This window comes from Ruminiclostridium cellobioparum subsp. termitidis CT1112 (genome assembly GCF_000350485.1).
In the GTDB taxonomy this organism is placed as follows: Bacteria; Bacillota; Clostridia; order Acetivibrionales; family DSM-1351; genus Ruminiclostridium; species Ruminiclostridium termitidis.
Genome location: NZ_AORV01000021.1, coordinates 152,913 through 164,684 on the forward strand (window position 1 = coordinate 152,913; position 11,772 = coordinate 164,684).

Annotated in this window: 11 protein-coding genes; 3 read left to right on the top strand and 8 right to left on the bottom strand. The window is 41.3% G+C overall.

Annotated elements, in window-relative coordinates; translation table 11 throughout:
* Positions 1-48: 48 nt before the first annotated feature.
* Both CTER_RS05170 and CTER_RS05175 read right to left on the bottom strand, forming a co-directional pair.
* Positions 49-1,002, bottom strand: a complete 954-nt coding sequence (locus CTER_RS05170) for a CPBP family intramembrane glutamic endopeptidase (protein WP_004624244.1) — start codon at positions 1,000-1,002, stop codon at positions 49-51.
* A gap of 146 nt (positions 1,003-1,148) precedes the next feature.
* On the bottom strand, positions 1,149-2,846 hold the full coding sequence (locus tag CTER_RS05175; RefSeq protein ID WP_004624182.1) for a flavin monoamine oxidase family protein: 1,698 nt from the start codon (positions 2,844-2,846) through the stop codon (positions 1,149-1,151).
* Positions 2,847-3,060: 214 nt separating this feature from the next.
* Here CTER_RS05175 and trxB point away from each other — a divergent pair, with 214 nt between their 5' ends.
* Entirely contained in the window at positions 3,061-3,978 is a 918-nt protein-coding gene (gene trxB, locus CTER_RS05180) for a thioredoxin-disulfide reductase (protein ID WP_004624067.1), read from the top strand.
* Positions 3,979-4,046: 68 nt separating this feature from the next.
* Positions 4,047-4,472 (top strand): CBS domain-containing protein, encoded by a 426-nt coding sequence (locus CTER_RS05185; protein WP_004624304.1) that lies wholly within the window; start codon positions 4,047-4,049, stop codon positions 4,470-4,472.
* Between the two features lie 123 nt (positions 4,473-4,595).
* Here CTER_RS05185 and CTER_RS05190 read toward each other — a convergent pair whose 3' ends face one another.
* Positions 4,596-6,377 (bottom strand): S-layer homology domain-containing protein, encoded by a 1,782-nt coding sequence (locus tag CTER_RS05190; RefSeq protein WP_004624102.1) that lies wholly within the window; start codon positions 6,375-6,377, stop codon positions 4,596-4,598.
* 163 nt (positions 6,378-6,540) lie between these two features.
* Entirely contained in the window at positions 6,541-7,305 is a 765-nt protein-coding gene (locus tag CTER_RS05195; protein ID WP_040760353.1) for a MerR family transcriptional regulator, read from the bottom strand.
* A gap of 288 nt (positions 7,306-7,593) precedes the next feature.
* Between CTER_RS05195 and CTER_RS05200 the strand changes: the two genes are divergently transcribed.
* Entirely contained in the window at positions 7,594-8,097 is a 504-nt protein-coding gene (locus CTER_RS05200; protein ID WP_004623992.1) for a hypothetical protein, read from the top strand.
* 162 nt (positions 8,098-8,259) lie between these two features.
* Here the strand turns inward: CTER_RS05200 and CTER_RS05205 are convergent, their stop codons facing one another.
* From CTER_RS05205 to CTER_RS05220, 4 genes are all read right to left on the bottom strand, one after another.
* Positions 8,260-8,466 (bottom strand): alpha/beta-type small acid-soluble spore protein, encoded by a 207-nt coding sequence (locus CTER_RS05205; protein ID WP_004624091.1) that lies wholly within the window; start codon positions 8,464-8,466, stop codon positions 8,260-8,262.
* Positions 8,467-8,595: 129 nt separating this feature from the next.
* Positions 8,596-8,823 (bottom strand): hypothetical protein, encoded by a 228-nt coding sequence (locus tag CTER_RS05210; RefSeq protein WP_004624231.1) that lies wholly within the window; start codon positions 8,821-8,823, stop codon positions 8,596-8,598.
* Positions 8,820-10,010, bottom strand: coding sequence for a Ger(x)C family spore germination protein (locus tag CTER_RS05215; protein ID WP_004624151.1), 1,191 nt, complete (start codon positions 10,008-10,010; stop codon positions 8,820-8,822). Before CTER_RS05215 ends, CTER_RS05210 begins: the two co-directional genes overlap by 4 nt.
* A gap of 27 nt (positions 10,011-10,037) precedes the next feature.
* Entirely contained in the window at positions 10,038-11,630 is a 1,593-nt protein-coding gene (locus CTER_RS05220) for a spore germination protein (RefSeq protein WP_004623981.1), read from the bottom strand.
* Positions 11,631-11,772 lie beyond the last annotated feature (142 nt).

Below are 11,772 nucleotides of genomic sequence, written 5' to 3' on the forward strand. Positions count from 1 at the left end.
TCTTGTGTACTCCTCTGTTTATAATGAAATCGATCTTTTCATAATTTTCTACGGTTGTGTCGCAATAGTGGTCTTATCTGTCTTTTTAATTATAAAGACGGTTAACAGGTAGAACAGGGCAGAGGTGATAACTGCCGATACAAGACCGCCTATGGGCTCGAAGGTGGAGGTGAAAAATACCGTATTTGTGGGAAGTACCGTGTCAGGATAGCTCACCAGTAAAAAACAGAACAGATTATTGACAGCATGCGCACCCATTGCCGCCTCCAACGAATTTGTCCTTATTGTTATCATGGCCAGTACCATACCTGTTACAAAGTAATTCAAAACCATGCAGACAGTGCTGAATACTCCGAGCTTGTTTGAAGCATAGACCTCGGGATTGGCAAGATGGGGCAGAGTAAACAGAACACCTGAAATCACTGAAAGCAGTACACCGCTTTTTATTTTAACACCGAAGCTCTGTATGACATAACCCCTGAATACCACTTCCTCTGCCGTCGTTTGGATGGGTGTCATCACCAGAATGAGGGGAAGCGTATACCAGAATCTGGATGCATCAAAAGAAAAAGTATAGGTTCCGGGATTTAAAAAATAATCCGCCCCTGTCCCGGCAGCCAGCAACAGTCCGAATACGGCAAAACCAATCCAGAAATTTGACCACCTGATTTTGCCCCTGTAATTGAATATTGTACCAAAAGGCCTTTTATGTATCCATTTGACAGCTATAACAGCTCCAAATAACATAAAATAAATTGATAAGTTGGTAAAGATATAATTAGTGACAGGGCTTATATATTTATTTAAAAACCCCATGGCATCTGTTCTTAAAATTGGATCAAACAGCGCATCCTGGTTAGTTATCAAAACGTAGATCATTGGAATTGAGACTATCAAACCTCCAAGAAAAAAATAGAAATACAAAATAACCGATACAGATGCCGTAAACCTTGAAGGCTTTATATTCCCTATCCTTGCCAAATCCTGATATTTTGTAATCAATTTATATATCCCCCAGTAGCATAAAAGTTAAAATTTATATTTACTAAAAAATTGTAAATATAATTAATTTATTATACCATTTTATCCTCCCCTTTTGAATGCATAATATTGGATAATGTCTTTTAACTGTTGTTTTATAATAGGCATCACTTAATATTCCATTTTATGGATTCGGAATACGCAAGTGCGTTGGCTGCTTCCATTCCGCTCTGAAGCGCGCCCTGCTGCCACCTGTGTAATGCCGATATATGTTCTCCTGCAAAAAATACCCTGCCATTGTATTCGGGAAGAGTCATAGGCCACGAGAATAACTTTTTCTGTTCGGGAGTAAAGTAGCAAAATGCTCCCCTGAACAGAGGATCCGAGGTCCAGTTTTGAGTTTTATAAGCTGCAACAATTGGATCAAGCATTCCTACGGGCAGACCATGTACCTCTTCCACATCCCGTTTTATTTTTATTATACGCTCATCTTCAGTCATATTTCCAAGTCTGACGGCATCAAGATTAAAATTGTAGGACCCCAGTATAACTCCCGGCTCATTTGGGCTTTTTGCCTTTGCGTAGTGTGAGGTGTACCAGATTGTTGTTACCGGAAGATCCGTATAGGAACCTCCTCCTGTTATCCCCTGTTCCTCCCAGAATCTGCGGTTGCAATATATGGCCGTTTTCTGGGCATTGCCGTAATTGACCTCCTTGATTGCCTGCATTTTTATACTGCTGAACATGGGTTTTATCTCAAAAGTCCGCAGTACTGAAAATGGAACCGCACAGACTATATTATCGAAGCTCTTGTATTGTATACGATCAGATTTATCATTTGTATATGAAACAGAAACAGTATTATCCTCATTATAAAATATACCCTTTACCGAATAACCTGGCATATACCTTACATTTCCCAACCGGGCCGCAGGAACATCAGGATAATATTTTTCAGGGTTTTTGCTTGTAAAAGAGCTGCAAAAGGCCAGCGGAAGTTTAACCATACCGCCTGCTATCTGATACATATACCAGAAACTAACAGGGTAATACTCCTGAACAAAGTCCACAAAATTGTTATATAAGAACTCGCCGCCTATGGGAAACAGATTCGACAACAGGTTTATGGCACCCTGGCTGAGCTTTCTCCACTGGAACATCTGCCTGACATTAAGACTGTCCCAGAAGAGCAATTGCCGACTGTAATCGGGCAGCACCCGGATTATCTCGCTTCTTGCCCTGGGCGGAGCCAGCAATACAGGTGCTTCAATACCGTAATAGCCCAACTCCTGCCAGGGTGTTTCAGCCTCCCACCCCGTCATATCATAGCTTGGGTAAATGTATTTCATTACATTTTCACCCATCGGATCATTTCTAACTCTGGTCTGATGTAAATATATAAATGTATTGGGGTCGTTTTGAATCCACGGAATTGTTTCAAGTCCGAAAAGGTTTATGTAATACCATACTGTCTCATGATTCACCGGTATTCTCATAGGCCCGAATTCACCATAGTACTTCTTTTCCTCATCAAAATAGTATGTATATACCCTTCCTCCGACTCTTTCGCTGTTAGCTTCAAATATTTCTATATCATAGCCCAGCTTTCGAAGTTCAAAAGCCGAGGACAGCCCTGCAAGACCTCCTCCGATAATTCCTATGCGTTTTCCCTTAAACTGGCCCGGACGGGCAATACTTGTTATGGGCTGCGGCGGAGAAAACGCTTTGTAAATATAATCATAATCTTCGGTATGGCAGGCCCTGTACAAAGCATAATATGACATTATGCTTCTTTCATAATCCGTGGGGTTTACAGGCTGTTGAGGTCCTGGTATCTTTGGATTCAACAGGTTTGGACAAATCATAATGACACCTGGATGCAAATTATTCCTATTGAAGTATATGAAAAATAAAATATATTTGTGTTAATTGAATAACAAATTCAACAATTTAATAAAAAAATATTTGATAAGATAATTTAGGGTATATTAATTATAGATATTAATTCAGTAAATTTATTCAGTAAAAGGGCTGTCTCAACACACCCAGGTATGTTTTTACTGAAATTGGAGGGATTTTATGTATGACGTTATAATTATCGGGGGAGGTCCCGCAGGATATGCTGCGGCCTTGTACAGTTCGAGGGCAAAATTTGATACTCTGGTGATAGAAAAAATGTTCACAGGCGGTCAAATGGCTACTACCGATGTGATGGAGAACTATCCCGGTTTTGAGGAACCCATCGGAGGCTCCGATCTGGCTCTGAGAATGGAAAAGCAGGCCAGAAAATTCGGGACTATGGTACTTAATGATGAAGTGATTGAACTGGATCTGGATTCAAAAATTAAAGTGGTTAAAACAAAGAAGAACACCTACGAATGCAAAACCGTGATTTTATGCATGGGGGCATATCCCAAAATGCTGGGGCTTGACAGAGAGGAAACCTTCAGAGGTGCTGGAGTGTCCTATTGCGCTGTCTGTGACGGAGCGTTTTATAAGGGCAAAACCGTTGCTGTGGTCGGCGGCGGTGATACTGCTGCCGAAGACGCCCTCTATCTCGCCAGATTCTGTCCTAAAATATATATAATCCATAGACGTGATCAGATGAAAGCTTCAAGAATCCTGCAGGATGAAATTTGCTGCAACACAAAAATTGAATTCATATGGAATTCGGTTGTAGAAGAAATAATCGGACAGTATGGAGTTGAAGGCTTAATGGTGCGAAACCTCATAACCGGAGAAAGTACCTCCCTGGATGTCGACGGTCTGTTTGTTGCAATAGGCTTGAATCCCAACATTTCACTGGTTAACGGAAAAATCCGGCAAAGCAGTGAAGGCTATATTATAACCGATGATAAAATGCAGACAAGTATTCCCGGAGTTTATGCAGCAGGAGATATACGTGATAAATTCCTAAGACAGGTAATTACTGCTGCAGCCGACGGAGCCACCGCTTCCTATTCCGCAGAGCGCTATATCACCGAAAATAAATGGTGAAACCTTCCGTGTTTTTTTTATTCCGTTAGGGAAATATAATCATGAATTCTAATAGAAAGGGTGATTATATGAAGGTTAGAGACATAATGACAAAAAATGTTGCTTCAGTAAATCCGGCGGCAAATGTAGCTGAAACAGCCAAGCTCATGCAGCAGCATAACGTAGGGTCAATACCTGTTTGTGATCAGAGCGGTGTTGTCGGTATTATTACCGATAGAGATATAGTTGTCAGAACAGTTGCAAACGGAAAGAATCCTCAGCAGACCCCGGTTACCGAAATAATGACCACAGGCGTGGCATGTGTCACTCCGGAAATGGATATGCATGATGTCGCCCAGCAAATGGCAACCAGCCAGATAAGAAGGGTACCTGTGGTAGAAAACAACAATCTGGTTGGGATAGTGGCACTGGGTGATGTAGCCGTTGATGCAAAATATTATACCCAGGTCGCTGATACGCTTGAAAATATTTCAAATCCCTCAAATCCGCAGTAGGGAAATTTAAAACAAAAGTCAGAGAGGCTGTTGCCATTGAAAAACTTCAATACATGTGAAAAATATTGCAATAGTGGTCATGTATTGAAGTTATAATATTAGCAACAGCCTCTCATTCTCTAATTAAAGCGGGCTTACAATTTCAATTTCAGTACCTATTTTGCTGAATTCGGATATAGCTGTCATATTGAGCTCCATACTGAATCCATCCTGTTCCATTCCGGCAGTCAGCTTCATCACCTGCTTTACAAGCTGACCCTTATCATTTACAAATATCTCCATCTTTATGTCGAAGCCCTTATTGTAAATATCCTCGATGGATATGGCTCCTCCCAGCAAATCCGAGGGTATTAAATCACTTAGTATCTCTTTCCCCGCCTTTATTTGATATCTTGCAACTTCTTCTCCATATACAACAGCCTTGCCGGCATGAGTAATATTCAACTTTCCGTAAGAGCTCAGAAATTTTTGTGTTTCTGCCTTATCGGCTTCTGAATCATAATAAGGTATACCCTGTTCAATAGCTTCTTCTTCAGTTATCTGGCTCCAGACCCCGGTATCCATATTTTTGGAGTACAACTGCTGCCCAATTTTAATAACCTGATACTCCTCGCTTTCTTCACCGTATTCAGGATCTGCTGTGGTCACTTTTGTATTGGATGTGGAGTTTGGACCATTATTTGCCCCTTCCATTGAATATGTCAAACCGACCAGTTTTTCCTTTAATATAGTATCTATAAGGGACATATCCATGCTCGTCCTGTATTCGCCTTTAAAATCAAGCATGTTTTTCATAGCATTGAATAATAATGGATTATTGACAGCTGAAGTGTCCTTTATCACAGTCAGGCCGGTCTTAGTGTTTATTTCCGCACTCATTCCAATAGCTTCTGCGACTGCCTTACCCGGTACAAGAACATCATTTCCCGACAGTCTGGGAGCTGCTGCAAGAGTAATGGCATTTCCGGCGGCTTCCGGATCATTGAACGGATTCCCGCTGCCTGTATAATTTACATATGCCGTAGTATTTCCGGTGCTTAGAAAAATATTTTTATTGCCGGCTGCGTTCTTGATTACTACACTGTTCCTTGCTTCGTCAACAGAAACATTTGCTTCCATCTTGACAAATGCTTCTGCGGGAACTAATACCTGACCGTTTTCAAGAACAGGAGCCTGGGTCAGCTTTAAAATATCCCCGTTAAATTTAATGACGGGTTTCCTGAGCTGTTCAGCCGATTGATAGATTTTTTCGCTGTTTTTCATGAAATTGTACAGTATGACTGCTATCTGTTCCTTTGTGGCCTTTCCGGCAGGAGAAAAGGTATTTGAACCGGTTCCGCTCATAATGCTGTTTGACACGGCAAACTGGATAGAACCTTTTGCCCAATCCGACATGTTTTCCGCATCAATAAATTTGGCCAATCCATCCAGTCCCTGCCCGGCCAGCACCGCTTCACCCGACAGGGAAAGATTGTTCAGAAGCATCACGGTCACCTGCTCTCTGGTGCTCATGTCGTTTGCTCCAAACTTTCCATTTCCTATACCGCTTACTATCCCTGCTCTGCTGGCGGCTTCCACATACCGGAATGCCCAATGCTTTGCCGGCACATCGCTGTATGTAGGAGTCTCGGGAAGATTTGTCATATCGATGTTCAGTGCCTTAACTATTATTGTGACCAGTTCAGCTCTGCTGATATTTTTCCCCGGATTAAAATAGCCATACTCGTCTCCCGTAATGACATTATTGTTTGTCATCCATTGTATGGCTTCCCTTGCATAGGAGGAAGCTTTAGAAAGATCCTTGATGGCCGCCGCATTTACAGGTATGGAACCTGCAAATATTCCCGCAGATAAAAGGGCTGCAAAAATTAATTTCATAATTCTGTTCAGAAATTTTTTACGCATATTTCACCTCAAAAATATATTTTGGATATTAAAACCCATTACTATATTATCAAGTTTATGTAAACCAATCTATTTGTAATAGTTACCAGTACAAAATAGGATATTATTTTTAAAACACTAAATGGGCCAAAAAAGGCCAACCTCCGAAGGTTGGCCTTAAAAATTATTTATCCTTTCCCGTATATACCAAAACTGCATCCCTGAGAAATTCTGCAGCATCCGGCCCTATCCTGTCATAATATGCCTTGAAGCGTTCATCCTCCACATACATCCTGGCAACACCGGCATGGGCTTCCCGGCTGTAGCTTCCCCATGTGAATGAAAGCCACTGGCGGTGAAGTTCTGCGGCTTTTTGGCCCAGCTCACCTGCCGGAACGCTTGTCTCCATGGCAGCTCTCAAGGTTTCGTTTAACTCCTGCCCGAGTTTTTCAAACCTTTCATATTCTTCCCGGGTTAATCCCATCATTCTGCTGTTTGAGTCATCCACAGACTTATCACCGTATTTCTCTCTTATTTCCCTGCCGTATTTTTCTTCGTTTTCCTCTATGAGCTTCTGTTTGAAGCCCTCAAATTTTTCCTTATCCGTCATTTTAATACTCCCTTCTGCTGCTGCCAGAGTCTTCTCAATATTGGCAAGCAATAAATTAATCTGTTCTCTCTTTGCCAGGAGTTTGGAATGTTGATCCCTTAATGCCTCCGTGCTGTTAAAGTCAGGCGTTGAAATGATTTTCTTAATATTTTCCAGACTCACCTCAAGCTCTCTGTAGAAAAGAATTTGTTGAAGCCTGTCAACCTCTGCCCTGCCATATATCCTGTACCCTGAGGAATTTATCCGTGCGGGTTTGAGAATACCAATTTCATCATAGTATCTAAGTGTTCTGGTGCTGATACCGGCTAAAGCCGCCAGTTTTTGCACTGTATATTCCATATATCGGCGCTGTACGGGAACCGGTTATACCGGCTGCCCTTCCATGCCTTCACCTCCTCCCGGCAATCAGTTAAATATGTTCACAAGCAACGGCCGTTGATAATGCGTTTATTAACTGTTTAAACTCAATATACACCTTTACGCCGCGTAAATGTCAATACAAATTACTAATTTAACGTTATTAATTTGAACCTGTTGTACTAATTTAATTTTCCTCACTAATTAAGCATTTTAAACATAATATAAATAAGTAAAAACATCTTTCAATTATAAAGTGAGGAGAACAATATGAGCTATACCCATCCCCATGGTCAGCCTCAGGGAGTGCCCAGAAAAGTAACAAATCTGCTTAGACAGGTAATGATAGCTGAAATTGTTGCCATAAACGGCTACCAAACCCACATACTAAATTCGGATATTGCTGCCATAAATGAAGCCTGGTACCATATTATGCTGGAGGAAAAGAGTCACTATATTATTGTTCTTAACTTACTGAGGAAGTATGACCCCGTTGAATATAAATATTTTACAACACCGCTTGAAATCAATATGAGCCCTGAACCGGTGCAGGTTCCACAGCCTTTGCAAAATTCACACAGTGCACATTCCAATAACCGCAGATCCGCTTCCCAGGTGCAGCCTGTCCGGATTACATACGACAAGCGGGTGATTTTGAATAATGTCAGAGAGGATATAAAGGGAGAGTTGGAGGCCGTTATCCTGTACGAGGATGAAATTGCAGATATACAGCAAAAAGACATACGGGTTTCACTGACAAAAAATAATAGATGACGAAAAAGAACATACCGAGCGCTTAACTCAGGTTCTGTTAGCTTTTGATCCCGATCCCTATAAACCCTGAGTTCTTGAAGTTCTACATACCTTTATAAATAAATATGAAAGTAAATCCTCAACCGATATAACCAAAAAAGGCCCTTTCAGGCCTTTTTTGGTTTACTTCTTCATATTCTTTTCCGCGTATTCAATCATCTTCCTAACCATGTTACCGCCGATTTTTCCGGCATCTCTGGCAGTGATATCGCCATTATAACCTTCTTTAAGATTGATACCTTCTTCGGCAGCAGTTTCATATTTCAGTTTGTCAAGCTTGTCAGCTGCTTCAGGTACCAAAGTTCTATTACTGTTATTATTTTCTCCCATAAAGCACCGCTCCTTCTGAAATATAATTATCCTTTCGGACATTTATATTATATGCACATTTAAATTAAATACACTGAAAGAAAATAACACTGCTGCAGTTTTTTTGAAAAATAAATCAATTGTAAACAGCTAGCTCCCACTTACGGCCTTGCCAATTGGCTCAAAAAGCCTGTCCACAACAGACTGTCCCTGAAGCTGGAGGCCTGCCAACAGTAAAGCGCCTACCAATGTTGCAAGCCCCATGAACAGCGAGTAGACCATTACGGCCTTCAAACCGTCATCTTTGTATATTTGCCTGATTTGAAAAAAAGAAATAGCTCCCATAATTATTATTAATACAAAAATTTCAGCAATCATTTTTTCTTTATCTCATCTTCCTTTAAATAAAGTGGCGGACCAGCCATTCCTGATGTTTTGATCCTAAAATCAACTGAAAGATATACATCCAATTCCGGGAAAATATAACCCCAATATTTCTCCAATTTTTTCCATTGTGAAGGCTTGAACTGGCTGAAAGCCAGGCCGAAACCAAAAATATCGCTGCCTACCTCCTTTTGGGCTGATACAATACAGTTTTCAACCTGCTTTCTGATTCTTTCATTTATGGCTTTTTGAACTATTTTTATATTATCCGGCACTGACAGATCAAGTTTGGTGTTATTGCCGTATATGGAACCGCTTCCTAATATTTTAATATTGATAACCGGTTTATTTTGCTTCATTTCAGGTACTATCCTGGCCTCCTGACTCTTTATGTTCACTCTTACAATTCCGTCATACCCGGGTACTTCCGACGCAATTATTCCTTTTTTCTGCTTGCCCTTTATCCATAAAAACCCCTCGGTTTTTTCCGAATCAATGTAGCCTGCAAGCTTTAAGTCTTTGAATAAAGCAAGTCCTGCGGTTTTAAAGCCTTCCTCTCCCTCTCCTTTTTCAAAGGCCAAAGCTATTCCCTGAACACCTTCACTGGATGAAGCAATCAGCAGATCATGTATATTTGCATCAATCCCCACTCCCAACACCGTCATTTCCCGCATTGCCTCCGTTGGTATCCTTTCAATGGGATAGTCCGACTTCAGCAAATCAATACCTTTTTCTCCTTTGGCAACAATAACATTGGTCCGCAGCCTGTTTTGAGGATCACGGCCTATGGAATCCAACATTATTTCCAGACCGTTCCTGGCCAGTTCCTCACCAAAAATTATTACTCTTCTGTGGCCCCTGAACAGCCTTCGCGGAAATTTCTTCTGTATGTTTTTTTCAGCATCACCGGGATCTATGCCAATTGCGGTTTCCACAACGTAGCTTTTTTTTTCCTGGCTGCCCGATCCGCCCTGTCCGCCGCCCTTGCTTCCTCCCGACGGAAGAAGTATCTGCACTGAATATTGGAGTTTTCCTCCGGGCGCCATATCATATGAACTTGCTGTTATCAGTGCCAGATCATTGATCTCTGTCCTGTCCCAGCAGCCTGTCAGGAGCATTAGGCACAATACAATGTTTCCGGTAACCAGCAGTTTGGCATATTTTTTATTTATTTTAAGCATCAATATTCACCTGCTTGAAAAATGAAATTATTTTTTACTTCCGGGTTTGGGTTTCTGTCCACGTGGTATCCGGACATCATTCTCATCTGTTGTCAAATTAGGCCTTACATTCATACTCCATATGGGCGCTCTGACCAAAACATCTTTCAGACCTTTAATATTAAGGGGTGCGACCGGTGAAAAATATGGAATACCAAAGGAGCGAAGGTTTACAAGATGAGTGAGAATCCCTACGACTCCAAGTGTAACCCCGTACAGTCCAAAGGACCCCGCTAAAAAGATCAAGGGAAATCTAAGCACTCGTATGGCATATGCAAAATTGTAACGGGGTATGGTAAATGAGGCAATTCCGGTGATTGATACAACTATTACCATTGGTGCCGATATAAGTCCTGCTTCCACGGCCGCCTGCCCTATGACCAATGCTCCCACTATGCTGACGGCCTGTCCAACCGGCTTTGGCAGTCTGATTCCCGCTTCCCGCAATGCTTCAAAGGTAATTTCCATTATCAGGGCTTCAATAACGGCAGGAAACGGCGTGGGTTCCCTGTTGTCAATTATGCTCATCAGCAGCTTTGAAGGGATCATTTGCTGGTGGAAGGTGGTAACTGCCACATAGATGGATGGTGCTATCAATGCTATAACCGTGAATATCAGCCGGATTCCCCTTAGGAATGTGCTCATGGTAAATCTTTCATAATAATCCTCATTTGAATGTAGCTGTCCCCAGAAAACCACAGGAACCGACAATGCAAAAGGAGTATTATCACAGAATATGGCAATCTTTCCCTCAAGCAGATTAGCAGCAATAACATCGGGCCGTTCGGTATTTTGAACTGTTGGAAAAGGACTGAAAGGTGCATCTTCAATCAATTCTTCAATATAGCTGGATTCCATAACGCTGTCGATCTTGATCCTTTCAACCCTGTTTCTGACTTCCTGTACAACCTTATCTATCGCAATTCCCTGTAAATACGCTATTGTCACTTTAGTCCGGGATATTTCCCCAATGAGGAAGGATTCCATTTTAAGTTTAGGCGTTCTTAGTCTCCTCCGGAGAAGGCTGATGTTAGTATTTATATCCTCTGTAAAGCCCTCACGGGGACCTCTGATAACAACTTCGGTAACAGGTTCGCTTATGCTTCGTCTTTCTCCCCCGCTGATCCCCAGCGACAGGACATTCACTTCCCCGTCAACCAGCAGGACGGTACTCCCTTCCAATATACTCTTAACCGCTTCATCCATTGTAGAAATGCTTTTTATTTTTCCAACTGATAGTACCTGTTCCTCAACGAAATCAACTATACTAATATCAGCAGGATAATCCACAGGATTTTGAGGGTCCATCAACTGCCTCAGGACTTCTTCATCCAGAAGCTTGGTATCTGTTATGCCTTCCACATAGACTGCAAGAGCCTTTTTAAATTTTAAAATGGTGAACGGACGTATAACAATATCGGTGCAGCCCTTGAAAACTTCTCTTAAAAAAGCTTCATTCTCAGACAAGATATTGGTAAGCTCAAATTTCTGCAGCATAGCAGTATCTTCTTCCTGAAGCCTGTCATATTGTTTCTGTTTTTTTCTTCTAATAATATCTTCAACCTTAACAGGTTTTTTCACCGCATCACCTTCTTTTCAATTATATATATTATCTCTACCTCATATAATCTTATTCCGGCTGTAAAAAGATTCCTCAATATATAATTTCATAAGTTATTTTTCAAAAGGATAAATTTAATTTATATGGTTAAACTTGATTGAG